This is a genomic window from Pseudomonas sp. TE12234, from assembly GCF_054061835.1.
In genome coordinates this window covers 82,320-105,309 of record NZ_JBSSEP010000016.1, presented here as the reverse complement: position 1 = coordinate 105,309, position 22,990 = coordinate 82,320, and the positions used below count along the sequence as shown (strand labels likewise).

General features: G+C 60.1%; 21 protein-coding genes and 2 pseudogenes. 8 read left to right on the top strand and 15 right to left on the bottom strand.

All coding sequences use genetic code 11. The annotated features are described in order from the left end of the window. Positions 1-879 carry an amino acid ABC transporter permease gene (locus tag ACVWYU_RS22560; RefSeq protein WP_090323305.1) on the bottom strand — a complete coding sequence of 293 codons (879 nt, stop codon included), beginning with the start codon at positions 877-879 and terminating at the stop codon, positions 1-3. A gap of 66 nt (positions 880-945) precedes the next feature. On the opposite strand from ACVWYU_RS22560, the pseudogene ACVWYU_RS22555 reads away from it, so the two are divergent. Continuing rightward, positions 946-1,041: pseudogene (locus ACVWYU_RS22555) on the top strand (outer membrane lipoprotein carrier protein LolA); the annotation flags it as partial. Here ACVWYU_RS22555 and argH read toward each other — a convergent pair. Beyond that, positions 1,040-2,467, bottom strand: a complete 1,428-nt coding sequence (argH, locus tag ACVWYU_RS22550; protein WP_457373701.1) for an argininosuccinate lyase — start codon at positions 2,465-2,467, stop codon at positions 1,040-1,042. The pseudogene ACVWYU_RS22555 and the gene argH overlap by 2 nt on opposite strands. A gap of 91 nt (positions 2,468-2,558) precedes the next feature. Continuing rightward, a complete protein-coding gene (locus ACVWYU_RS22545) occupies positions 2,559-2,774 on the bottom strand; it encodes a hypothetical protein (RefSeq protein WP_390955549.1) in 216 nt (71 codons plus the stop codon). 1 nt (position 2,775) lies between these two features. On the opposite strand from ACVWYU_RS22545, the gene ACVWYU_RS22540 reads away from it, so the two are divergent. Continuing rightward, positions 2,776-3,741, top strand: a complete 966-nt coding sequence (locus ACVWYU_RS22540) for a LysR family transcriptional regulator (protein WP_090327414.1) — start codon at positions 2,776-2,778, stop codon at positions 3,739-3,741. Positions 3,742-4,070: 329 nt separating this feature from the next. On the opposite strand, the gene ACVWYU_RS22535 is transcribed toward ACVWYU_RS22540, so the two are convergent. From ACVWYU_RS22535 to ACVWYU_RS22525, 3 genes are all read right to left on the bottom strand, one after another. After that, positions 4,071-5,183, bottom strand: coding sequence for an alkene reductase (locus ACVWYU_RS22535; protein WP_457373700.1), 1,113 nt, complete (start codon positions 5,181-5,183; stop codon positions 4,071-4,073). Between the two features lie 29 nt (positions 5,184-5,212). Beyond that, positions 5,213-6,235, bottom strand: a complete 1,023-nt coding sequence (locus ACVWYU_RS22530; protein ID WP_457373699.1) for an LLM class oxidoreductase — start codon at positions 6,233-6,235, stop codon at positions 5,213-5,215. Positions 6,236-6,341: 106 nt separating this feature from the next. Next, on the bottom strand, positions 6,342-7,250 hold the full coding sequence (locus tag ACVWYU_RS22525; protein ID WP_457373698.1) for a LysR substrate-binding domain-containing protein: 909 nt from the start codon (positions 7,248-7,250) through the stop codon (positions 6,342-6,344). Positions 7,251-7,758: 508 nt separating this feature from the next. On the opposite strand from ACVWYU_RS22525, the gene ACVWYU_RS22520 reads away from it, so the two are divergent. Beyond that, positions 7,759-8,598: an enoyl-CoA hydratase/isomerase family protein gene (locus ACVWYU_RS22520; RefSeq protein ID WP_457373697.1), complete on the top strand. Its 840-nt coding sequence runs from the start codon at positions 7,759-7,761 to the stop codon at positions 8,596-8,598. Positions 8,599-8,717: 119 nt separating this feature from the next. Here the strand turns inward: ACVWYU_RS22520 and ACVWYU_RS22515 are convergent, their stop codons facing one another. The 8 genes from ACVWYU_RS22515 to ACVWYU_RS22480 form a co-directional block, all read right to left on the bottom strand. Further along, positions 8,718-10,202: a CoA-acylating methylmalonate-semialdehyde dehydrogenase gene (locus ACVWYU_RS22515; protein WP_457373696.1), complete on the bottom strand. Its 1,485-nt coding sequence runs from the start codon at positions 10,200-10,202 to the stop codon at positions 8,718-8,720. Positions 10,203-10,352: 150 nt separating this feature from the next. Then, positions 10,353-10,739 (bottom strand): cupin domain-containing protein, encoded by a 387-nt coding sequence (locus ACVWYU_RS22510; RefSeq protein WP_457373695.1) that lies wholly within the window; start codon positions 10,737-10,739, stop codon positions 10,353-10,355. A 47-nt stretch (positions 10,740-10,786) separates the two neighbouring features. After that, positions 10,787-11,635, bottom strand: a complete 849-nt coding sequence (locus ACVWYU_RS22505) for an AraC family transcriptional regulator (protein ID WP_457373694.1) — start codon at positions 11,633-11,635, stop codon at positions 10,787-10,789. Between the two features lie 172 nt (positions 11,636-11,807). Beyond that, positions 11,808-12,260: a hypothetical protein gene (locus ACVWYU_RS22500; RefSeq protein WP_457373693.1), complete on the bottom strand. Its 453-nt coding sequence runs from the start codon at positions 12,258-12,260 to the stop codon at positions 11,808-11,810. Positions 12,261-12,405: 145 nt separating this feature from the next. Beyond that, positions 12,406-13,767: a purine-cytosine permease family protein gene (locus ACVWYU_RS22495; RefSeq protein WP_247254998.1), complete on the bottom strand. Its 1,362-nt coding sequence runs from the start codon at positions 13,765-13,767 to the stop codon at positions 12,406-12,408. Positions 13,768-13,772: 5 nt separating this feature from the next. Then, positions 13,773-14,450 carry an isochorismatase family cysteine hydrolase gene (locus tag ACVWYU_RS22490; RefSeq protein ID WP_248916413.1) on the bottom strand — a complete coding sequence of 226 codons (678 nt, stop codon included), beginning with the start codon at positions 14,448-14,450 and terminating at the stop codon, positions 13,773-13,775. A gap of 133 nt (positions 14,451-14,583) precedes the next feature. Beyond that, a complete protein-coding gene (locus ACVWYU_RS22485; RefSeq protein WP_167361809.1) occupies positions 14,584-14,736 on the bottom strand; it encodes a hypothetical protein in 153 nt (50 codons plus the stop codon). Positions 14,737-14,866: 130 nt separating this feature from the next. Further along, entirely contained in the window at positions 14,867-15,910 is a 1,044-nt protein-coding gene (locus ACVWYU_RS22480; protein WP_457373692.1) for an LLM class flavin-dependent oxidoreductase, read from the bottom strand. A 57-nt stretch (positions 15,911-15,967) separates the two neighbouring features. Between ACVWYU_RS22480 and ACVWYU_RS22475 the strand changes: the two are divergent. Together ACVWYU_RS22475 and ACVWYU_RS22470 are read left to right on the top strand one after the other, a co-directional pair. Next, positions 15,968-17,164: pseudogene (locus tag ACVWYU_RS22475) on the top strand (cache domain-containing protein); the annotation flags it as partial. 138 nt (positions 17,165-17,302) lie between these two features. Further along, positions 17,303-18,070: a methyl-accepting chemotaxis protein gene (locus ACVWYU_RS22470; protein WP_425415227.1), complete on the top strand. Its 768-nt coding sequence runs from the start codon at positions 17,303-17,305 to the stop codon at positions 18,068-18,070. Between the two features lie 646 nt (positions 18,071-18,716). Here the strand turns inward: ACVWYU_RS22470 and ACVWYU_RS22465 are convergent. After that, positions 18,717-19,202, bottom strand: coding sequence for a flavin reductase family protein (locus tag ACVWYU_RS22465; protein WP_247254994.1), 486 nt, complete (start codon positions 19,200-19,202; stop codon positions 18,717-18,719). A 323-nt stretch (positions 19,203-19,525) separates the two neighbouring features. On the opposite strand from ACVWYU_RS22465, the gene ACVWYU_RS22460 reads away from it, so the two are divergent. From ACVWYU_RS22460 to benB, 3 genes are all read left to right on the top strand, one after another. Next, positions 19,526-20,932 (top strand): purine-cytosine permease family protein, encoded by a 1,407-nt coding sequence (locus tag ACVWYU_RS22460; RefSeq protein ID WP_390955559.1) that lies wholly within the window; start codon positions 19,526-19,528, stop codon positions 20,930-20,932. A 201-nt stretch (positions 20,933-21,133) separates the two neighbouring features. Then, positions 21,134-22,498 (top strand): benzoate 1,2-dioxygenase large subunit, encoded by a 1,365-nt coding sequence (benA, locus tag ACVWYU_RS22455; protein WP_090323281.1) that lies wholly within the window; start codon positions 21,134-21,136, stop codon positions 22,496-22,498. After that, a complete protein-coding gene (benB, locus tag ACVWYU_RS22450; RefSeq protein ID WP_090323279.1) occupies positions 22,495-22,983 on the top strand; it encodes a benzoate 1,2-dioxygenase small subunit in 489 nt (162 codons plus the stop codon). Before benA ends, benB begins: the two co-directional genes overlap by 4 nt. Positions 22,984-22,990: the final 7 nt, after the last annotated feature.

Here is a 22,990-nt window from a genome sequence, read left to right as displayed (position 1 = left end):
TCAAGAGCGCTTGCCGGCGCCGCGGGCGAAACGACGCTCCAGACGGCTTTGACCAAAGGACAGGACGGTGACGGTGGCCAGGTACCAGATACCCGCGACAATCAGCAGCTCCATCACGCGGGCGTTGGCGTAGTAGATGTTCTGGGCGTTGTAGAGCAGCTCCGAGTACTGGATGACGCTCGCCAGCGAGGTCATTTTCACCATGCCGATGAACTCGTTGCCCACAGGCGGAATGATGATCCGCATGGCCTGGGGCAGGATGATCCGGCGCAACGCTTGCAGGCGCGGCATGCCGATCGACTTGGCGGCCTCGTACTGCCCGGTGTCCACCGACAGCAGACCGGCGCGCACCACCTCGGCGGTGTAGGCACCCTGGTTGATGCTCAAGCCGAGCAGGGCGGCCACGAACGGCGTCATCAGGCTCACGGTGTCCAGTTCGAACAGGCCGGGGATGCCGATGGTGGGGAAGATCAGTGCCAGGTTGAACCACAACAGCAGTTGCAGGATCAGCGGCGTGCCGCGAAACAGCCAGGTGTAGGTGACTGCCACGTAGCGCAGGATCGGGTTGGCCGACATGCGCATGATCGCGGTGATCACCCCGAACACGATGCCCAGCGCCATGGCCAGCACCGCCATGACGATGGTGTTGAGCAAGCCCCACATGATCGCCTGGGACGTGAGGAACTGGCCGATGTACGACCATTCGATCTTGCCTTCCGCGAAGGCCCGCACCAGACCCAGGATTGCAATGACAATCACCGTGGCGAAGAAAATGCGCCCGTAGTAGCGGCGTGGTACATGTTGGTACTGGGTGATGTCGAACTGGTTTTCCGCCAGTTTGCGCTCCGCCTGGAGTCGCTCTGCTTGTGTCTGACTCATGTTGGTTCTCCGTACACGTTATTTCGGCTCAAACACAGACCCACTGTGGGAGCAAGCCTGCTGGCGATGGTGGTCAACGATAACGCTGGCAACCTGACACCCCGTGGCGCTCTCGGGTTCATCGCGAGCAAGCTCGCTCCTGCAAGGGTTTGCGTTTGGCTCAGAGGCGGAAGCCCTGATAGTTCTCGGTCCACGCCTGCTGGGTGGCCAGAGCGGTTTTCAGGCGGCCGATCTGTTCGCGTACCTGCTGCGGCGCGGTGCCGCCCCAGCCGCTGCGAGCAGCGATGGCGGCTTCCAGGGTCAGGCTGTCGCGGACCTCGGGGGTCAGGCGTGGGTCCACCTCGGCCAACAGCGCCGCAGAGGCTTCCCACAATTCGATGTCGTGTTTCTCGCAGGCCTGCACCAGCGCACCGGTGATTTCATGGGCTTCCTTGAACGGCACGCCGCGTACTGCCAGCCAGTCGGCGACTTCGGTGGCGAGGGTGAAGCCCAACGGTGCCTGGCGCCGCAGCTCTTCGACGTTGACCTTCATGGTCGCGACCATTCCAGCCATGGCCGGCAGCACCAGCAGCAGGGTGTCGACGCTGTCGAGCACGCTGTTCTTGTCTTCGCTCAAATCGCGGTTGTAGGACAGTGGCAAGGATTTGAGGGTGGACAGCAAACCCGTCAGGTTGCCGATCAGGCGTCCGGCCTTGCCCCGCGCCAGTTCGGCGATGTCCGGGTTTTTCTTCTGCGGCATGATCGAACTGCCGGTGGCGTAGGCATCGTCCAGCGCGACCCAGCGGAACTGCCGCGAAGACCACAGGCAAAACTCTTCGGCGAGACGCGAGATGTTGATGCCGAGCATGCTGGCAATGAACAGGAATTCGGCGACGTGATCGCGGCTGGCGACGGCGTCGATGGAGTTTTCGCACACTCCGCTGTAACCCATTTCTTTGGCTGATTGCTGGGGCTGGCGAGCGATGGCAGAGCCGGCCATGGCGGCGGCGCCCAGTGGCGACAGCGAGGTGCGCGCGTCCCAATCCACGAGGCGCTGCACGTCTCGCAGCATCGATTGCGAGTGAGCCAGCAGATGATGGGCAAACACGATCGGCTGCGCTTGCTGCAAGTGAGTGAAGCCGGGGCAAATGCTCTCGATGTGTTGCTCGGCCTGATCGACCAGCGCCTGCTGCAAGGCCAGCACTTCAACGGCCAGGGTGCGGACGTGGTCGCGCAGGAATAACCGCAGGTCATTGGCGGTCTGGTCATTCCGTGAGCGACCGGCACGCAGCTTGCCGCCCAGCGCGCCAAGGCGCTCGGTCAGCAGGCGTTCGATGAAGGTGTGAACGTCTTCGTCGTCGAGCGTTGGCGCAATGCTGCCGGCACGGAAGTCAGCACCGATTCGCTCCAGGGCGTCGAGCATGGTTTGGGTTTCTTGCTCGCTCAAAAGACCGGCGCGCTGCAGTTCCCGGGCGTGGGCCTTGGAACCGGCGAGGTCGTACGGGGTCAGGCGAAAGTAGCGTTCAGGGCAACGGGACAAAGCGGCCAAGGCTTCGGACGGACCGCTTTTGAAGCGAGCACCCCAGAGACGGTCGGTAGTTTGAGACATTGTTGTTTTCCTCGTCGGTAACGTGAACTGAAATCGGAGCGGCCGGGCCGCGATCACCGCTGCACTATTGAGCCATTAACAGCGGGCTGAATCAGGCCAGAGCAGTTTTTAAGAGGGCAGTTTCAAAAAGGCGAGAGCTGATCGAAGTGTCAGCTTTTAATGTTTTGAGATCAGTGGTTTGGCACTGTCGTTCGGGATTTTTTGGCGATTGCAAAGTCTGGTTTTCTGTGTTCATTATTATTAGGCCAGCTATGTTTTTGTTGTTGGGCACAGATTGTTGAATACGGCGCCAGAGGTAAATAGTCATGATGGAAACCCCACTTTCCAATTCCGGAAACCCGCCACCGAAAACGCTGCAACGGGCACCGTTGGCCCTCAGTGGGCTGGACTTCAAACTGCTCAAAGTGTTCAAGGCCGTGGTCGAGGCCGGAGGCTTCAGTGCCGCGCAAAACGAGCTGAACGTGGGGCTGGCAGCCATCAGCAAACAGATTTCCGACCTGGAAATCCGCATCGGCATGCGCCTTTGCACGCGTGGGCGAGAGGGCTTTCACCTGACGGAAGAGGGGCGTCTGGTGTATCAGGCGTCAATAGACTTATTTGCCTCGGTCGACAACTTTCGCGATCGCCTTAGTTCAGCTCAAAATGAACTTGTCGGTGATCTTGGTGTGGGGGTAATAGACAATACAATCTCTGATGCCAATTCACCGTTGGTTTCAGCGATTAGAATAATAAACGAACAGTCTCCCAAGGTTCGATTTCAACTTCAGGCGACGCAACTTGATGAAGTGGAAAGGGGCGTTGTAGAGGGGCGATTAGTGGCGGGAATTGTTCCGGTTTATCAAAAGCGCGAAGAGTTCGATTACTACGCGCTATACGAAGAACGCTCGGAAGTTTATTGCGCAGTCGGTCACCCTCTGTTCTCCATGGCAGAGGCTGAGATGGGTGCAAATGTGCTCAAGGATTACGAGTGCATCAACCATCGCTACGCGATCCACCGTGACAAACTCAACTATGCCCGCTACGACAGTTTTTCCGCCTCGGCCACCCAGGTGGAGGCTGTTGCGCTGCTGATCAAGACGGGTCGTTTTGTGGGGTTCCTGCCCCAACATTACGCCGCACCGATGGTGGAGCGGGGAGAGTTTCGCGCGGTGTGTCCGGACCTGATCCATATCGTCACGCCGTTCAGTCTGATCCTGCGCCATAACACTGTCCGCAGCCCGTTGGTGAAGGCATTTACCCGGGCACTGGGCGTGGATTTAAAAGCCTCGGTTTGACTGGTTTTTTGCATGGAACATCAACTAACGAACAACGGCGGCCATCAGGGGCGATTGGACCCGGCTTAAAGCTTTCAGCATTTACAGTAACGCGAAGCCGTTTTTTCGAAACGTACGCTCAATACCGGTCTTAGTGTTCCCGATGCCGTGCTGTGAAGAGCGTGAAAATCGCCTGGTCACGGAGCGTCAACAATGATTACCCGACGCCCCTGAACTTCGCGGCCTTCAAGGTATTACAGCGCCAGTTTTTGCAAAAACAGGCTTGTCGTAAACCTTCAAAAACTGGCAACGGTGCAACCCGTCAATGCTGCCACGTGGGCCGCCGGGGGTTACGAAAATCGCACAGAGGTATAGGCCCTTTGCGAGTCTTGCGACGAGTAGGCGGGATAATCGATATAGCCTTGTGCGCCACCGCCATAAAACGCTTCACGTCCTGCTTCGGCCAGCGGCCAGCCATGCCGCAAGCGATCGACCAGATCGGGGTTGGCTATGAACGGCCGGCCAAAAACCGCCAGGTCCGCCACCCCTTCATCGATCGCCTGCTGCGCTGTTTCATGGGTGTAACCGCCCGACAGGATCAGGGTGCCGCAGTAGGCCGCACGGATGGCTCTTTGAAAGTCTGGCGTGCCCAAATGGCTGGCGTGCAGGTAGGCAATCTCGCGCTGGGACAGGGCTCCGGCGAGTGCGAGCCACGTCGCCTCTTCTTCATCGAACGCGTGCAGATCAGCCAGTCTCGCAAAAGGTGACACGCGTACTCCGACCTTCGTGCGACCGATCTGCGCACTCACGGCATCGACCGTCTCAAGCAATAAACGCAGGCGATTGGCAATCGAAGGGCCACCGTAACGGTCCTCACGGGTGTTGAAGCCGCCGTTGATGAACTGTTCAAACAGGTAGCCGTTACCCGCATGAATTTCAACGCCGTCAAAACCCGCCGTCATGGCATTTTTTGCGGCCTGTCGAAAGTCTGCGATGACCTGTCGAATACCCTCGGCATCCAAAGCAACAGGCGCGCTCACGGGTACCTGCGCGGGTTGGCCGTCGCTGTCATAAGCGTGCACCAAGGTTTGCGCGGCGGGCACGGCCACCGGCGCGACCGGTGCTCGTCCCTCCAGCAAGGATGAGTGCGAGATCCGCCCTACATGCCACAGCTGGATGACAATGCGCCCTCCGGCTTGATGAACCGCGTCAGTCACGCGTTTCCAGCCTTCAATCTGCGCGGGTGTGTGGATCCCCGGGGTATAGAGATAGCCACGCCCCTGCCCGGACACCTGAGCGCTTTCGGTGATGATCAGACCCGCTCCCGCGCGTTGGGCGTAATAGGTCGCCATGTCCGCAGACGGCACGGTGTCCTTGACGCGGGCGCGGGTCATCGGTGCCATGACGATGCGATTGGACAACTGCTGACCGGCCAGATTGTAAGTGTCGAAAAGAGATGACATGTGCTGATCCTCCAAAAACGCGCCAGACCTCAAACGTGCGACGGGAAGTGCGGCAAGATGTGCTCGCTGAGTTCGTCGAGAATCTCTGCGTAGGGTTGGCGGCTGACCTTGGGATTAAGCGCGATGTGCGAAATACCGGCAGCCTGCGCTTGCTCCAGGTAATTGCGCAGGCCGTTACGCCCCGCCCGGAAGCCTCCCTGAATGCGTTGGAATGGCTGGTCCGGGTTGTCGCTGAGGTCGAAATAGCCACCCAGGCCTAACGGTTTGAAAGCATTTCGGCCTTCGATCTCACGTACTTTGGCGTGCCAGCTCTCGCCCAGCGAAGCCAATCGCTCGGGGCTTTGCACGCCGGCCAGATAGCCATCGAGGTGTTCGGCCAACCATTCAATGCTCTGCTGCGCCTGGCCGACTGCGATTGAAGGGACGCGGCCATAGGGCGCTTTCGGCACCAGGTCGAGGTTTCCGAATGAATGACCGAATCGCTCGGAGCGAAAACGCGGAAAGTCCTGCTCAATCAGGGTACGAAACACTGATAAGGCATCACGGTAACGATCACCACGGGTCTCATAATCGATACCCAGCATCGGGTAGTCGCTGAATCGATCCCCAGAGGACAGCCCCAACACCAAGCGCCCTTCGCTCAACTGATCCAGGGACGTTGCTTGCTTGGCCAGATACATGGGCTCGTGGGTAGGCAGCACGATACCGGTGGTTCCCAGGACGATGCTGCGTGTGGCTGCGGCCAGGAAGCCGATGTAAACCAGGGGTTCGAAGATGTGTGCCACATCGTTGTAATCCGGGTCGTAGAAAGGAATGTCCCGCATCCACAGCGCGCCAAAACCCAGCGCCTCGGCGCGTTGCGCCATTTCCACGTGGTCACGCATGGTCGGTGCCGCTCGGCCGGCGTGGGTTTCGAGGGGCAAAATCAGGCCAACCGTCAGTGCCTGTGGTTTGAACAGACGCTGAAAACCAGGGTGGCGCTCAAGCGAGGGATGAGCGGTCGGCAGGGCGGCAGGTTGCACGTGCGGCGAGGGTTGGGTGGCGAAAGTCATGATGGCAGTCTCGGTGAGTGGCGATGACTGACATCTTTATTGAATCCTCAGCTCGGATAAACATCAGTAAAAGACCATTACCTGGTCCGCTGAGTCCCTAATGATTTCAAGTCTCCCAAGGCACACCTGACGCCCAGCGCTCAATCAACAGATCGATAAAGGCGCGGACACGCGGGGACAACTGACGCTTGCTCGGGTAGACGATCCGGATAGGGTCGGGCGACGCACGGTAGGGCTTGAGTACTTCCACCAGGGTTCCGTCGCGCAGGTCGTTACCGGTGATGTAGGTCGGCAAGTGAATCAGGCCAATGCCAGTCAACGCCGCTTCGCGCATGGCTTCAGAACTGTCGATGTTCAGCCGCCCTGGCTGTTCGTATAAATAAAGTCCGGAGGGCGTCTGGTAACGCCAGACACTGGCCTGGCCACTGATGAACGCTATGGTGTCATGCCCGACAAGATCAGCAGGCGTGTGCGGTACGCCGCAACGGGCCAGATAAGACGGCGAGGCACAGGTTGCGAACTGCTGCCAAGCCACGGTTCGGGTTAACAGTTGTGAATCATCTTTTGGCGCGCCAATGCGGATTGCGATGTCGACACCTTCTTCGACCAGGTCGACAAAACGATCGGTAAACCAGACGTCCGCGCGAAGTTCAGGCCACTGTTTCAGATAAGCATCCAGAATCGGCAGGATATGGCGCTGACCGAAGGAAAGGGGGGCGGTGAGTTTGAAAGTGCCGGTCGGCCGCCCACGGCGCAAGGCCATGGTTGCTTCCACCTCATCGAGATCCTCGAGAATTTGCTTCCAGCGTTCATAGGCAACCCGCCCCTCGTCGGTCAGGCTCAGCTTGCGCGTCGTGCGATTGAGAAGCCGTGCTCCCATTCGACCTTCAAGACGAACGATACTTTTACCTACCGCCGATCGGGTCAGACCGAGTGAAGCGGCTGCCGAGGTAAAGCTTCCAGCCTTCACAGCCGAGACAAACGCCGCGATGTCACCGAATCGGTTGGCTTCCATGGGTCGCTCTACTCCAGTAGTTACGCGTGGTAGCGGGAAATGACGTCCCAACGACTGGTTTTTCTGTCAGCCGGGGATCACAAAATTATCACCCAGCCAACGTGGCAGTGTCTCAAAGTCAAAACCGCTGTCGAATCAAGTTTTGGCTCCTGCTGACGGGGCCATTGAGGGGGGCTGTCGGTCATCTCATCGGGTTACCTGACTTGCGAGCCCACCTTTCGCTGCTACGCTTAATCGGTCGGAGCTGTCCGCGCAAGGCGACATGTTTCGTTCCCCGGATCCCGCTGATCCTGGGCCCATCACGCCACCTTCCATTTTCAGCCGCCGCTGCTGCCGACCGTGCCAGGCCACATTCCGGTCTGCGCTCAAAACCCATGCACATGTGTTGACCCGAGAAGGAACGGAGCAACGGGCGTGATTTTTCACGACCTCATCAATCATTGGCAGGCCACAACGACGGCTCAAACGGGAATTCGCATGTCCTCAGGCATTCTCTGGAGAAGCTGCCATGAGACATCAACAGCAAATCAAGCTCACACGTATCACGCCCGAATACTGGCGGGTCACGTTCCACAACCCGCCGTACAACATCTATGGTCCGGAAACCATGCCGCAGTTGAACGAGGTGGTCACCGCCATCGAGTCCGATCCCAAGCTGGTGGTCGTGGTGTTCGACAGCGATGTGCCGGACTTCTTCCTCACCCACTATGACTTCGTCCCCCCGCTGACTGACACCACCAGCCTGCCCAACGGCCCGACCGGCCTGCCACCGCTGCCCGACATGCTGGTGCGGTTGAGCAAGGCACCAGTGGTGTCGATCGTCTCGATTCGCGGTCGTGCCACCGGTGTCGGCAGCGAACTGGCCCTGGCCAGCGATATGCGCTTTGCCAGCCGCGAGAAAGCCATCCTCTCGCAATGGGAAATCGGCGCCGCACTCGTGCCCGGTGGTGGCCCCATGGCCCGACTGCCAAGGCTCATGGGGCGTGGTCGGGCATTGGAGGTGCTGTTGACCGGCAATGACATCAACGGCGAACTTGCCGAGCTGTACGGCTATGTCAACCGAGCGCTGCCCGACGCAGAGCTGGATAAATTCGTCGACACCATGGCCCGTCGTATCGCCCGGTTCGACAAACAGTCGATTACGGGCATCAAGCACCTGGTCGACGCCGCCAGCCTTCCGCCCAACGAGGCCATCGCGGCTGAATGGGAAGGTTTCATCGGCTCGGTGAAACGTCCAGCGGCGCAGGCCCGCATCAAACAGCTGATGGAGCTTGGGCTGCAGGAAAAAGCCGACGTCGAGATACGCCTGGCTCACTACACCGGCACCTTGGGTGAGGAGTCGAAATAATGACCCCCTAGGTGCCTAAAGAGGGCGCAGCCACGAGTACTGCTCTGGAAACGTTCCGTACACAGCAGATCTCACCGACTGCGCCGTCACAGGTATAGCGCTCCACTGGAGCGCTATATTTATTGCAGACAATCGGGCCAGTGCTCCATGACGCTCTTGTAGCGTGTGTAAAAGCGCACGGCTTCCTCGCCGTATGCGTGATGATCACCGAACATCGATCGTTTCCAGCCCCCGAACGAATGCCACGCTGACGGCACTGGACTCGGAATGTTGATGCCGACCATACCGATCTGAATCTGTCGGGTGAATGTGCGCGCCGCGCCGCCGTCGGATGTGTAAAGCGATACGCAGTTCCCCAGTTCGTGGGCGTTGACGAGTGCAATTGCGCTCGCAAGATCAGGCACCCGGACAACCGACAGGACCGGCCCGAAAATCTCCTCTCGATAGATGCTCATCTGCGGCGTTACCTCGTCAAACAGCGAGCCGCCGAGAAAGAAGCCTTCTTCACGGCCGGCCACGGTCTGGCCGCGACCATCGACGACGAGCCTGGCACCTGCCTTGAGACCTGCATCGATATAGCCCAACACTTTGGTGCGATGCGCGGCGCTGATAAGCGGCCCCATGTCCAGGCCGGACTCCATGCCACCGCCTATCTTGAGCGAACGCACGCGTTGCGCGAGACGTTCGATCAGCTCATCACTGATACTCCCAACCGCCACCACGACTGACGTCGCCATGCAACGTTCGCCGGCCGAGCCGTATGCCGAGTGGATGATCGCATCGACCGTTTTATTGAGATTGGCGTCGGGCATGACCACGAGATGATTCTTCGCACTGCCCAACGCTTGCACGCGCTTGCCGTACTTCGCGCTTTCCCTGTAGATGTATTCGGCAACCTGCGTCGAGGCGACGGCAGATACCGCAGCCACATCGGGGTGTTGCATCAGTGCATCGACGACGGCCTTGCTACCGTGCAGGACATTGAATACGCCTTTGGGAAAGCCCGCTTCGATGAACAGCTCGGCAAGCCGGATCGATGCCGACGGAGTGCGCTCCGAGGGCTTGAGGATGAACGTGTTGCCGGTCGCTGCCGCCATCACGAACATCCAGCACGGCACCACCATCGGGAAGTTGAATGGCGTGACGCCGACGGCCACGCCGACGGGTTGACGCAGATTCCACGCGTCGATGCCGGGAGCGCTCTGATCGGTGAAATCGGTCTTGAGCAGGTTTGGAATGCCGCACGCGAATTCGACGATTTCGATCCCGCGTATCACCTCGCCCTTTGCATCCTCAAACAGCTTGCCGTGGTCGCGGGTGATGAGTTCTGCGAGTTCGTCGCTATGCGCCTCGAGCAGTTCCTTGAACTTGAACATCAAACGCGCACGCTTGAGCGGTGCGTTTTCGCTCCAGGCCGGGAACGCGGCTTTCGCAGCGGCGACGGCGGCGTCGACTTCATCTGTGTTTGCGACCGGCAAGTGGCCCGTCACCCGGCCTAGCGCTGGATCCATTACGTCAACGAACTGCCCACTCGCGCCTGCAGCGTGTTGACCGTCGATGAAATGACTCAATTGGCGCACCGAGCCTTGATTTGCTTCGCTCATACGGTTCTCCTGAACGTCAGGGTCCTGTACTGGCAGCAACATGCTGTGATCCATAACTCCACGCCCGACACTATGCGCTCGCCTCGGCGTTTATCAAGGTTGTGGGCGCGCCAACCGTCGCACGATGGAGCGCTTTTCTCGGCCTGTTGTTCAGATCCACACATCATTCGTGGCGGTGCGCTCGCCACCTTCGTGGCCGGTATTCAGAACGCCCCGTGGCTCGATCATCATCAGCCTGGCTTCACCCTCTGCGGCCGTCCTGTGTTCCATGCCGCGAGGGACGACATACAGTTCGCCCGGGCCGACGAACACGCTGCCATGGGGCAGGTCGATGCGCAGTACGCCCTCTAGCACCAGGAAGGCCTCGTCGGTTTCCGGGTGGGAATGCCAGATGAACTCGCCTTCGATACGCACGACCTTGAACTGGTAGTCGTTCATTTCGGCGACGACCCGTGGGCTCCATTGTTGGTCGATCAGCGCAGCCTTGTGCGCCAGGTTGATGGCTTGCAAAGGCGCAACGATTGGCAGATTGGACATGTCGGATCCTCGATCAAATGAGAGTCCTCAGGCTAGCGGAATGCGGGTCAGCGACGCTTGTACGATCCTGCAAGTTGGCCTTGCGTGCGCAGGCGTTCGAGCCAGCGCGATGGCGGTACGCCGTAACAGCGGGTGAAGTGGCGGGTCATGTGGGCCTGGTCATGGAAACCGGCTGCCAGCGCGGCATCCACCAGGGTGAATCCATCCAGGATCAGCGCACGCAATTGATCCAGGCGGCGCAGGGTCACGAACCGATATGGGCTGGTGCCGTACAGGACCCTGAAATCCCGCGACAGGCTCCAGCGCTCGCGCCCGCTGGCATGTTCGAGCATTTCCAGGGTGATGCCCTGGTGCAGGTGCGCCAGGATGAAATCCCTGGCGCGTTCGGCGGCCCGGTAATCCAGCCGCTTGCGCCCGCGGGGCTTGCCGGCGACGGCCCTCAGGGCCATTGCCAGGTCGAACAGCGCGTCCTGTTCTTCCAGCGCTTCGAGCGGATGATCCATTGCCTGTACGAACGTTTCGCTGGCCTGATACAGGCGTGGATCGTTCGACAGCCCGCCGGCGATGTACGGCAACGGTTCTCCGCCGAGCACTTGCTGAATCAGGGCTGGATCGACATAGGCCATGCGATAGCGAAAGCCGGCTTCGGTGCCGGCCATGCCGTCATGCAGTTCGTCGGGATGCAGGACGAGGGTATTTCCCGGCAGGCCATGGCGCAGGGACTTCCTGTAATGGAAGCTCTGCACGCCCGAGAGGGTTCGTCCGATGGAATAGGTGTCGTGACGATGCGGATCATAGCCATGACCGCCGAACCAGGCTTCGATTCTTTCCACTCGTCCGGGTTGGGTATTGCGCAGGACCCAGTCGGACGCTGGGAGTGGTGTCTCTCGATCCATGGGAGTATCCGCAAAGGTGTGCCTCACGTCGGCGAACGTCAGCCGACAGCACAACGATACCCTTGAATCGTGGTGTGTGGCCAACAGCGTGCAGGCGTCGGGATGCCCGGACCTGGCGGCAGTATCCGGATGAATTGCGTGGCGAAACCGCAGAAAGACCAATGGCTGGTGGCTACTTCGCCGCCGCGGCCGGCTTGATATCCCCGCAGAAAATATCGACGCTGCCATCGGTCGCCGCCGTCCGCACGACGATGGAGTAATCGCCGGCAAGCAGGGTAGACAACGGCACCGGGGCGCTTCTGGAGAACGTCCAGCCGCGTACGGCCTGGCGTTCGGTGTTGACCTTGTCGTTCATGGCATAGGCGACGGGCCCGGGTTTTTCGCAACTACCCTTATTGATGAAGGAATAGAGGCGCAAGGGCAGCGAAGCTCCGTTGGGAACGCCACTGATGAAGAAGCTGAGGCCGGTCTGCTTGCCCCAGTCGGACAAGGCGACATTGCCGATCTGGCCAGTGTTCTGCCGGGTGGCCACCAGTGTGACGGACGCACTCTGGTTGGATGAAGTGGTGCAGCCGAACAGACTGGCCGTGGCCACGAGCGCTGCAAGTGAGTGTCTGAATTTCATTGTCAACCTCCTGCACAGAAGAACCGCAATGGGTGATTAAGGGGTATAGCTCATTAATCGCTGTCCCGGGACTGCAATGCTGTCCACTCAAGGTCGAACACTGATATGTGGCGAGGGAGCAGGCTCCCTCGCCACAGATTAATGATTACGACGCTTGCTTGAGCACGGGCGCACGCTTGCCAAGCTTCATCAGCCAGAAGTAGCTCAACGCGGGCACCAGCAGCCCCACCATCCAGGCCAGGTCGACGCCGTCGAGCGCCGTGGCCACCGGACCGACATAGAGCGTGGTGTTCATGAACGGGATTTCCAGGGCAATCGCCAGCACAAAACTGCCGCAGGCGATCCAGTTGACCCGGCCATAGATCCCGTTGAGGTCGAAGATGTCATCAATCCGGTACTGACCCTTGCGCAGGCAGTAGTAGTCCACCAGATTGATCGCCGTCCACGGGATCAGGAAGTAGCTCATGAAGAAAATGAAGTTGAGGAAGAAGGTGATGAAGTCGTCCTGACTGATGGTGCACAGGGCGGTGGCCACCAGGCTGATCACCAGCATGAACAGACCGCGCACCCGGGGCGTCACTTTCAGGCGGGCGAAGGGTTCGATCACGGTGATGGTCGACATGAAGGCGCCATACAGGTTGAAGACGTTGATCGACACCTGGCCGTAGACGATGAAGGCGAACAGCAGCAGGGCACCACTGCCGAACAGCCCGGCGACATGACCGCCGACGTTACTGGAGAAGTCGCCGATGCCGACACTCAGGATCGCCCCGAGAATCATCATCCACGCACCGCCGCTGACCGTGCCGGCGTAGCTGTACCAGAACACCTTGGCGGTCGGCGTTTGGCTGGGCAGGTAACGCGAGTAGTCGGCGACATACGGCGCATACGACAGCTGCCAGGTAACGGCAATGCTCACAGCCACCAAAAACTTCGACAGCGAGAACCCGGTCGGCAGCCATTGCTCGGCCGGAATCGACAGTTGTAGGGCGAACAGCGTGGCGACGACGAACACCAGCAGCGAAAGGATCGACAGCAGCTTCTGCAAGCGGTGAATCAAACGGTAGCCATAGAGCGCGACGACGAAGCACAAGGCGCCGATCAGGCAGATGTTGCCATTGGCGGGCAACGGGCTGACCGACTCCATCGCCTGGGCGGCGAGCAGGGTGTTGCTGACGAAGAACCCCAGATAGATCAGCATCACGAACAGCAGCGGCAGCACCGCGCCGAGCACGCCGAACTGGGCCCGGCTCTGGATCATCTGCGGGATGCCCAGTTTCGGTCCCTGGGCGGAGTGCGAGGCCATGAATATCGCCCCGACCAACGAGCCGATGATGATCGCCAGGGCGCTCCAGAACAGGTTGAGCCCCATCACCACCGGCAGCACACCCGAGGCGATGGTGGTGATGTTCATGTTGGCGCCGAACCAGATGAAGAACAGTGAGCCCGGCTGGCCATGACGTTCGGCTTCGGGGATGAAATCGATGCTTCTTTTTTCAACGTGCATGGCGATCACTCCTGAGTCCGGACGAGATGGGTTTGCAGTCGGGCGATAGTGCTTTGCAGTTCATGGGGCTGGTGGGCGAACTGGTCCGGGTGCTCGGGATTGAGGCTCACGTAGTCACGGTTTTCCAGGGCACGCCGGCATTCGCCGGTGGTGAGGATTTCGAGGGAGTAGACCCAGTTGGCCATGATCAACAGCGCCGAATAGTGCCCGGCCTGGGTGGTCGTGGTGCACGCATCGCTGACCAGGCGAATGTGATAGCCGAGGGCAAAGGCATCGAACACCGTGGTCAGCACGCAGACATCGGTGAGCACACCGCCGATGATCAGCGTGTCGACGTCCAGTGCCTTGAGCCGGGCATCGAGGTCGGTACGGTGGAAGGCGCTGTAGCGGCCTTTGTCGACGATGGCTTCACCCGGCCGCGGGGCGAGGCTCTGGATGATCTGCACTTGCCGTGTGCCGGCGCGATAACCGCTCGGGCCGCCGTCGGCCGCGCGGGGTTCGCCGCGTGGCAGATCACTGCCGTCGGCCTGGTTGATATGGCGGGTATAGATAACGGGGACCCGCTGCTGGCGGGCGCTTTCGAGCAGTGTGGCGGTGTTGGCCAGCACCGAATCGAAGTGTTCGAGGACGAAACCGTCCTCCTGTTGCATGTCGATGATCAACAGTGCGTTTTTATTGTTCATAGAGCAAACCTGATCATGGGCCGGACACTGTTGCGTCCAGCCAGCCCGATAAACACCGGGCCGAAGCACAATGCACCGCAAACGCGAGGCTACCGCCCGACGCCGAGGTACGTGGATTCCTGTTGGGGAGTGCTTAGTGAACTATTTGCCAGAAGCCGTTCTGCTTGGCCGAAACACTGGCGCGCAGACGCTTGAAATGCAGGTGCGAAGCGGTCCATTCACCGCGCAGGTAAGCCCGCGCGGCGCCGGAGGGTAGGGCGAGTGATTGGAGACGACCATTGAACATGGGAATCAACCCTGTAGGAGCGAGCCTGCTCGCGAAAAACCTGAGAACACCGCGGGGTGTCTGACCCCCAGCGTTATCGTTGACGAACATCGCGAGCAAGCTCGCTCCTACATAAAGCAAAGCAGAGGACTCAGCGGAACGCCGGGACCACGTGTTTGATAAACAGCTCCAGGGATTTCTTCTTCTCGGCGTGCGGCAGGCTGTTGTCGCACCAGAAGCTGAACTCGTCGACACCCAGTTCCTGATAGTACTTGATGCGCGGAATGATCTCTTCCGGGGTGCCGATCATGGCGGTCTTGTGCAGGCTGTCCAGTTCGAACTCCGGACGGCCGGCGAATTTCTCTTCCGGGCTTGGCGCCAGGAAGCCGTTGACCGGGGTTTCCTTGTTGCCGAACCAGGCATCGAAAGTGCGATAGAACTTGGCGATCGCCTTGGCCCCGACTTTCCAGCCTTCAGGATCGTCAACCGAGTGCACATGGGTGTGACGCAGCACCATCAGTTGCGGGCGCGGCACGTCCGGGTTGTTGTCCAAGGCAGTCTGGAACTTGTTCTTCAGGTCCACTACTTCTTCGTCGCCTTTCATCAACGGCGTCACCATGACGTTGCAGCCATTGGCCACGGCGAAATTGTGCGAGTCCGGGTCACGGGCGGCGATCCACATCGGCGGGTTCGGCTTCTGGATCGGCTTGGGCACGCTGGTGGAGGTCGGGAATTTCCAGATGTCGCCGTCATGGGCGTAGTCGCCTTGCCACAGCGCGCGGACCACCGGAACCATTTCCCGCAATGCCTGGCCGCCGCTTGATGCGGGCATGCCACCGGCCATGCGGTCGAATTCAACCTGATAAGCGCCACGGGCCAGGCCCACTTCCATGCGCCCGTTGCTGATCACGTCCAGCAATGCGCATTCGCCAGCAACCCGGATCGGGTGCCAGAACGGCGCGATGATGGTGCCGGCGCCCAGGTGGATGGTGGTGGTCTTGGCGGCCAGGTAGGCCAGCAGCGGCATCGGGCTCGGCGAGATGGTGTATTCCATGGCGTGGTGTTCACCGATCCAGACGGTGCTGAAACCGCCGGCTTCGGCCATCAGGGTCAGCTCGGTCAAGTCTTCGAACAGCTGGCGGTGGCTGATGCTTTCGTCCCAACGTTCCATGTGTACGAACAGGGAAAATTTCATGACGCTTACCTCGGATCTTTTGTTGTCGGCCTGTCGACTGCGGGCCTGTTGCCTGGAATGAGCGCGGGGCTCCCCGGTGTTCTCGCCAGAGTAAAGCGCGTTCCTGAGGACGGCTGTTCGGCTGATGGATTATTGGTATACCATAATATGGAATATCCGCAAAATATTTCTCTCCGACGGTCACATTCTCACCTCACAAGGAAGGCGAGCTCGATGAACATAAAACAAAAACTGATCATGGCTTTTGCGCTGATCGCCAGCCTGCCGGTGCTGCTGGTGGCGGTGTGGATCATCCTTAATGTGCGCAATGAGGCGCGCGAGACCTTCATCGACAGCAGCGGGCGGGAGATCCGCCAGGTGGAAAACGCCATGCAGCTGTTTTTCGAAGGCATCAGCCAGAACGTCGCCTACCTCGCCGAACACCCACAGCTGCAAAATATCGACGCCCATCTCAAGCGCTATCTGTCCAGCGACGCGGCGCAAGTGGCAATGGGCGAGCAGGATCAGCGGCTGTTTGATCTGTTCGCCGGGCTGGCCAGGAGTCACTCGGCGTACGCCTATCTGTCCCTGGGCACGCAGGAGGGCGGGTATGTGTTCTGGCCGGGCGATCCGAAACTTGCCGGTTATGACCCGCGTACCCGTCCCTGGTACAAGACGGCGATGGCCCAGCCCGGCAAGACCCTGCGCACCGAGGCCTATTACTGGGCGGCCGACGATGTGGTGCTGGTCAGCACCGTGCGCAGCTTCAGCAATCGCCTGGGCGGCAACGGCGGGGTGGTGAACATCGATGTGTCGCTCAAGCAACTGACTGACCTGATCAAGCAGATCAAGCTGGGCGAGAGCGGTTACCTGATGCTGATGGAAGGCAACAACACGGTGCTGGTCGATCCCCATGACCCGAGCCACAACTTCAAGAAGCTCGCTGATCTGGGCGATGGTTATCGGCAGTTGGGCGAGGCCGGCAAGGGCCTGGTCGAGGTCGAACTGGCGGGGGAGCGCTACATGGCTTTCGTCTGGCCGTCGGCATCGTTGGGCTGGCGTTTTGTCGGCGTGGTCCGGGAAAGTGAAGTCATGGCCGCAGCCACGCGCCTGACTTGGGTCATTGCCCTCATCGCGCTGGTCAGCGCCGCACTCTTCGCCATGGCCGGCGCCTGGTTTGCCGGTCTGATCGTCAAGCCCATTCGCGGCGTCGCCAGCGGCCTGGAAGGCATCGCCCAGGGCGAAGGCGATTTGACCGCGCGCCTGACCGTGCGTGGGCGGGACGAAACAGCGCAGTTGGCCGGCTGGTTCAATCAGTTCCTCGAAGCCATCCGCACCCTGATCCAGCGCATTGGTCTGGCGTCGGGGCAGATCCACAGCAGTTCGGGAAGCGCCACCGAAGTTTCGGCGGAAATGGCCGATGTCGCTGCACGCCAACGCGAAGCCGTGGACATGGTCTCTACGGCATTCCATGAAATGGTGGCCACCTCCAATGAGGTGGCGCGCTCTTGCAGCCAGGCCGCCGACTCGGCGGATAACGGCCAGCGCCAGGCGCGCACCGGGCAACAGCAGATCGACGCGGCGGTGACCAACGTCGGGCGCCTGAGCGAGGAAATCAGCCACTCCGCCGAGGCGATGCAGCAACTGGAGCAGGACAGCAATGACATTCAGTCGATCCTCGGCACCATTCGCTCGATTGCCGAGCAGACCAACCTGTTGGCGTTGAACGCCGCCATCGAAGCCGCGCGTGCCGGCGAGCAGGGGCGTGGTTTTGCGGTGGTGGCCGACGAAGTGCGGGCGCTGGCCAAGCGCACATCGGACTCGACCAGTGAAATCGATGGCTTGCTCGGCAATCTGGCGCGGCGCACCCATCAGATGGGCAAGCAGATGCATGCCAGCCTGGAGGTGTCCCAGGAGACGGTGTTGTCGATCAATGAAGCGCGGGAGAGTTTCGGGTTGATTCGCGAGTCGGTGGACGTGATCCGCGACATGAACACGCAAATCGCCACCGCGGCGGAAGAACAGCATCAGGTGGCTGAGGATATCAACCGGCACATCAGCCAGATCCACGGTGATGCGCAACTGGTCGCCAGCCTGGCCGATGCCACGCGCCAGGACGCGCAGAACCTGACGCAGCTGTCGCAGACGTTGAATGGCCTGGTCAATCGGTTCCGTACCTAAGGCGTGGCCCCTGCAGGAGCGAGCCTGCTCGCGGACACCCGGGCATTCAGACGGCCGGCGTTATCGTTGACGTCCATCGCGGGCAGGCCCGCTCCCACAGGGATTTTCGTGGCGCTTGTGGGAGCGAGCCAGCCCGCGTTTGGGCTGACCTGCAGGAGCGAGCCTGCTCGCGAAAAACGCGCGGACAACGCGGGCATTCAGACGGCCGGCGTTATCGTTGACGTCCATCGCGGGCAAGCCCGCTCCCACAGGGATTTGCGTGGCGCTTACGGGAGCGAGCCAGCCCGCGTTTGGGCTGACCTGTAGGAGCGAGCCTGCTCGCGAAAAACGCCCGGACACCACGGGAGTTCAGACAGCCAGCGTTATCGTTGACGTCCATCGCGGGCAAGCCCGCTCCCACAGGGATTTGCGTGGAGCCGGGGGGCGCGAGGCTTGCGGGCCTGATAGCCCGATCAAAACGGTAGGAGCGAGCCTGCTCGCGAAAAACGTCCGGACACCACGGGCATTCAGACAGCCAGCGTTATCGTTGACGTCCATCGCGAGCAGGCCCGCTCCCACAGGGATTTGCGTGGAGCCTGCGGGCGCGAGGCTTGCGGGTCTGATAACCCGATCAAAACGGTAGGAGCGACGGCGGAATCTTTTGAAATCAGGCAGGAACGGGCAGGGCGCCCATCTTGCCGTGGCAATACACCAGTGGTCCGGCGTTGTGCCGGGGCACGATCAGGTTCTTCACCGCGCCGACCATGATCGCGTGGTCGCCCCCTTCATATTCGCGCCACAGTTCGCATTCGATGACCGCCGTGGCGTTGGCCAGGATCGGGTTGCCCAATTCGCTTAGTGTCCACTCGATGCCTTGCGCCTTGTCTTTGCCCTTGCGCGCGAAGGCATAGGCTTCGCTCTGCTGCCCACCGGACAGCACGTGGATGGCAAAGCGTTTGTTCTTGATCAGTACCGGGTAGGAATCGGAGCTGTAGTTGGGGCAAAACAGCACCAGGGCCGGGTCCATGGACAGCGAGCTGAACGCACTGGCCGTCAGGCCGACGATTTGCCCGTCGTCGTCGAGCGTGGTGATCACGGTTACGCCGGACGGGAACGAGCCCATGACTTGTTTGTAGATGGCGGCATCGATCATTGGACTGTCCTCGGGTGTGAAGCGTGGTTTTTATGAGTTTGTAGGTCTGATGGTATACCGTAATACATCGTTTGCAAGCGCTTTTTCTGCGGCCCGATAAACGTGCACCTTTAGTCTTGAAGTCAGCAAATTCGCGGCTTTCAGCTAGGCACAGCGTGCGGTTTTGCGGCAGGATTGCGCATCAGATGGGCTCGCAAAGACCGGATCAGTCTTGTGAAAAGTTTGGAATACCATAATATGGTGCGCATCTGAGGGGCGGCCAGAGAGTCCCCCCGGTTTGGCTTCATACAAAGATAAGAACAGACAAACTCGAGTTCATGCATATGTCCCAGATGTCCCGGCAAGACCCGTTGATCGAGAATCACACGGTCGACTACGTTCCACTCGCAGAGCGCCACGGGAAGGCCCGCGATCTTTTCACCCTATGGTTCAGTACCAACATTGCACCCCTGCCCATCGTCACCGGTGCCATGGTGGTTCAAGTGTTCCATCTCAACTTGTTCTGGGGGCTGCTGGCGATTGCCCTGGGGCACATGGTCGGCGGGCTGGTGATTGCCCTGGCATCGGCCCAGGGCCCGCGCATGGGCATTCCGCAAATGGTCCAGAGCCGGGGTCAGTTCGGCCGCTATGGCGCGTTGCTGATCGTGTTCTTTGCCGCCCTGATCTACGTCGGTTTCTTCATTTCCAACATCGTGTTGGCCGGCAAGTCGATCGTCGGCATCGTGCCTTCGGTCCCGGTGCCCGCCAGCATCCTGATCGGCGCCCTCAGCGCCACCGCCATCGGGGTGATCGGTTACCGCTTCATCCACACCCTCAACCGCATTGGCACCTGGGTGATGGGCAGCGCGCTGCTCGCCGGTTTCCTCTATATCTTCGCCCATGACTTGCCAGTGGACTTCTTCACCCGCGGCGGTTTCAACCTGTCTGGCTGGTTGGCCACGGTGTCCCTGGGGATCATCTGGCAGATCAGCTTCTCGCCTTACGTGTCGGACTACTCGCGCTACCTGCCGGCGGATATCGGCATCACTCGTCCGTTCTTCGCCACTTACCTGGGCGCGACCCTGGGCACGATCCTGTCATTTACCTTCGGCGCGGTGGCGGTCCTGGCGACCCCGGAAGGCACTGAAGCAATGGCTGCGGTGAAGCAATCCACCGGTTGGCTGGGACCGATTCTGATGGTGCTGTTCCTGCTCAACATCATCAGTCACAACGCCTTGAATCTGTACGGCGCGGTGCTGTCGATCATCACTTCGATCCAGACCTTCGCCAGTCAGTGGACGCCGAGCATCAAGGTGCGCGTGGTGTTGTCGAGCGTGGTGCTGGCGGGTTGCTGCGTGGTGGCGCTCGGCGCTTCGGCGAATTTCATCTCGCAGTTCATCGGGCTGATTCTGGCGCTGTTGTTGGTGCTGGTGCCGTGGGCTTCGATCAACCTGATTGATTTCTATGTGATCAAGCGTGGCTGCTACGACATTGCTTCGATCTTCCGTGCCGACGGCGGGATCTATGGGCGCTTCAATCTGCACGCGATCGTGGCGTATTTCATCGGGATCATCGTGCAATTGCCGTTTGCCAATACGTCGCTGTATGTCGGGCCTTACGCCAATCTGGTTGAGGGGGCGGATCTGTCGTGGCTGGTGGGGTTGGTGGTGACGTGTCCACTGTATTACTGCCTGGCGACCCGTGGGCAGGCTCGGTTGAGCGGGGTGGCGCGGTTTGGTTTTACTGACTGATTTTTGATTGGCAGTGTTTGTCTGGAATGCCCGGCCTTTGGCCGGGCATTTTTGTTTTCTGGTGTTGTTCGGGGAAGTTGCCGCCAGAATCCCTTCATCTGTTGCACAAAACGGATAAAGGTCTGCACCCCGCGGATAGTCCGTCATCCCCCCTCGTCCTAGCATGACCCTGCCTGAACAATAACAACGGAGGCGGCGGCCATGACCCTGCGACCCGAATATCTTCACTCCCTGCTTGAAGACGACCCTGCCCAAGGCCTCTATCGCTGCAAGCGCGAGATGTTCACCGACCCGCGCCTGTTCGATCTGGAGATGCAACACATCTTCGAAGGCAACTGGCTGTACCTGGCCCATGAAAGCCAGATCCCCAATATCAATGATTTCTACACCACGACCATGGGGCGCCAGTCGATCTTCATCGCGCGCAACAAGGACGGTGTGCTCAACGCTTTCCTCAACGCCTGCAGTCATCGCGGCGCGACCCTGTGCCGGCACAAGTCCGGCAACAAGAGTTCCTATACCTGCCCGTTCCATGGCTGGACGTTCAACAACTCGGGCAAGCTGCTCAAGGTCAAGGACCCGGCCAATGCCGGCTACCCGGCGAGCTTCAACTGCGAAGGCTCCCACGACCTGACCAAAGTCGCGCGTTTCGAGTCCTATCGCGGTTTCCTGTTCGGCAGCCTCAAGGCCGATGTGGTGCCGCTGGTGGAGCACCTGGGCGAGTCGGCGAAGATCATCGACATGATCGTCGATCAGTCGCCCGATGGCCTGGAAGTGCTGCGCGGCTCTTCCAGCTACATCTATGAAGGCAACTGGAAACTCACTGCCGAAAACGGTGCCGACGGTTACCACGTCAGCTCCGTGCACTGGAACTACGCGGCGACCCAGAACCAGCGCAAACAGCGCGAGGCCGGTGATACCAACCCGACCATGAGCGCGGGCAGCTGGGCCAAGCAGGGCGGTGGTTTCTATTCCTTCGACAAGGGCCACATGCTGCTCTGGACCCGCTGGGCCAACCCCGAGGACCGTCCGTTGTACGAGCGTCGCGACGAACTCGCCCAGGACTTCGGCAAGGCCCGCGCCGACTGGATGATCGAGAACTCGCGCAACCTGTGCCTGTACCCGAACGTGTACCTGATGGATCAGTTCAGCTCGCAGATCCGCATTGCCCGGCCGATCTCGGTCAACCGCACGGAAATCACCATCTACTGCATCGCCCCCAAGGGCGAGAGCGACGCTGCGCGTTCGAGCCGGATTCGCCAGTACGAAGATTTCTTCAACGTCAGCGGCATGGCCACCCCGGATGACCTGGAGGAGTTCCGCTCCTGCCAGACCAGCTACCAGGGCAGCGTCACCACCTGGAATGACATGTCCCGCGGTGCCGAGCACTGGATCGAAGGTGCCGACGAAGCAGCCAAAGAGATCGACCTGCACCCGCTGCTCAGCGGCGTGCGCACCGAAGACGAAGGCCTGTTCGTGCTGCAACACAAGTATTGGCAGCAGACCATGCTCAAGGCCCTGGCGGACGAGCAGTCCGGGCTGATTGCCGTGGAGACCGTGCAATGACCATCACCTATGACAGCGTGCGCGATTTTCTCTACCGCGAAGCGCGTTACCTCGATGACCGGCAATGGGATGAGTGGCTGGAGTTGTACGCCCCGGACGCCACATTCTGGATGCCGTCGTGGGACGACAACGATGAGTTGACCGAAGACCCGCAGCGGGAAATCTCGCTGATCTGGTACGGCAACCGCACCGGCCTGGAAGACCGCGTCTTCCGGATCAAGACCGAGCGTTCCAGTGCGAGCATTCCGGACACCCGTACTTCGCACAATATCAGCAACATCGAGTTGCTCGAACAGGCCGACGGACTGTGCAAGGTGCGCTTCAACTGGCACACCCTGAGCTTTCGCTACAAGACCGTCGACAGCTATTTCGGCAGCAGTTTCTACACCCTCGATGTGCGCGGTGAAAACCCGCTGATCAAGGCCAAGAAAGTGATCCTGAAGAACGACTACGTTCGTCAGGTCATCGATGTCTATCACCTGTGAGGCGGCC

Coding starts and splice junctions, on each gene's coding strand:
- ACVWYU_RS22485 (WP_167361809.1), bottom strand. CDS start 14,736: ATGTTCAATGGTCGTCTCCAATCACTCGCCCTACCCTCCGGCGCCGCG.
- ACVWYU_RS22530 (WP_457373699.1), bottom strand. CDS start 6,235: ATGACTTTCGCCACCCAACCCTCGCCGCACGTGCAACCTGCCGCCCTG.
- ACVWYU_RS22520 (WP_457373697.1), top strand. CDS start 7,759: ATGAGACATCAACAGCAAATCAAGCTCACACGTATCACGCCCGAATAC.
- ACVWYU_RS22490 (WP_248916413.1), bottom strand. CDS start 14,450: ATGAACAATAAAAACGCACTGTTGATCATCGACATGCAACAGGAGGAC.
- ACVWYU_RS22465 (WP_247254994.1), bottom strand. CDS start 19,202: ATGATCGATGCCGCCATCTACAAACAAGTCATGGGCTCGTTCCCGTCC.
- ACVWYU_RS22535 (WP_457373700.1), bottom strand. CDS start 5,183: ATGTCATCTCTTTTCGACACTTACAATCTGGCCGGTCAGCAGTTGTCC.
- ACVWYU_RS22560 (WP_090323305.1), bottom strand. CDS start 879: ATGAGTCAGACACAAGCAGAGCGACTCCAGGCGGAGCGCAAACTGGCG.
- benA (WP_090323281.1), top strand. CDS start 21,134: ATGACCCTGCGACCCGAATATCTTCACTCCCTGCTTGAAGACGACCCT.
- ACVWYU_RS22515 (WP_457373696.1), bottom strand. CDS start 10,202: ATGAGCGAAGCAAATCAAGGCTCGGTGCGCCAATTGAGTCATTTCATC.
- ACVWYU_RS22505 (WP_457373694.1), bottom strand. CDS start 11,635: ATGGATCGAGAGACACCACTCCCAGCGTCCGACTGGGTCCTGCGCAAT.
- ACVWYU_RS22525 (WP_457373698.1), bottom strand. CDS start 7,250: ATGGAAGCCAACCGATTCGGTGACATCGCGGCGTTTGTCTCGGCTGTG.
- argH (WP_457373701.1), bottom strand. CDS start 2,467: ATGTCTCAAACTACCGACCGTCTCTGGGGTGCTCGCTTCAAAAGCGGT.
- ACVWYU_RS22500 (WP_457373693.1), bottom strand. CDS start 12,260: ATGAAATTCAGACACTCACTTGCAGCGCTCGTGGCCACGGCCAGTCTG.
- ACVWYU_RS22460 (WP_390955559.1), top strand. CDS start 19,526: ATGTCCCAGATGTCCCGGCAAGACCCGTTGATCGAGAATCACACGGTC.
- ACVWYU_RS22540 (WP_090327414.1), top strand. CDS start 2,776: ATGGAAACCCCACTTTCCAATTCCGGAAACCCGCCACCGAAAACGCTG.
- ACVWYU_RS22510 (WP_457373695.1), bottom strand. CDS start 10,739: ATGTCCAATCTGCCAATCGTTGCGCCTTTGCAAGCCATCAACCTGGCG.
- ACVWYU_RS22545 (WP_390955549.1), bottom strand. CDS start 2,774: ATGACTATTTACCTCTGGCGCCGTATTCAACAATCTGTGCCCAACAAC.
- ACVWYU_RS22480 (WP_457373692.1), bottom strand. CDS start 15,910: ATGAAATTTTCCCTGTTCGTACACATGGAACGTTGGGACGAAAGCATC.
- ACVWYU_RS22470 (WP_425415227.1), top strand. CDS start 17,303: ATGGCCGATGTCGCTGCACGCCAACGCGAAGCCGTGGACATGGTCTCT.
- benB (WP_090323279.1), top strand. CDS start 22,495: ATGACCATCACCTATGACAGCGTGCGCGATTTTCTCTACCGCGAAGCG.
- ACVWYU_RS22495 (WP_247254998.1), bottom strand. CDS start 13,767: ATGCACGTTGAAAAAAGAAGCATCGATTTCATCCCCGAAGCCGAACGT.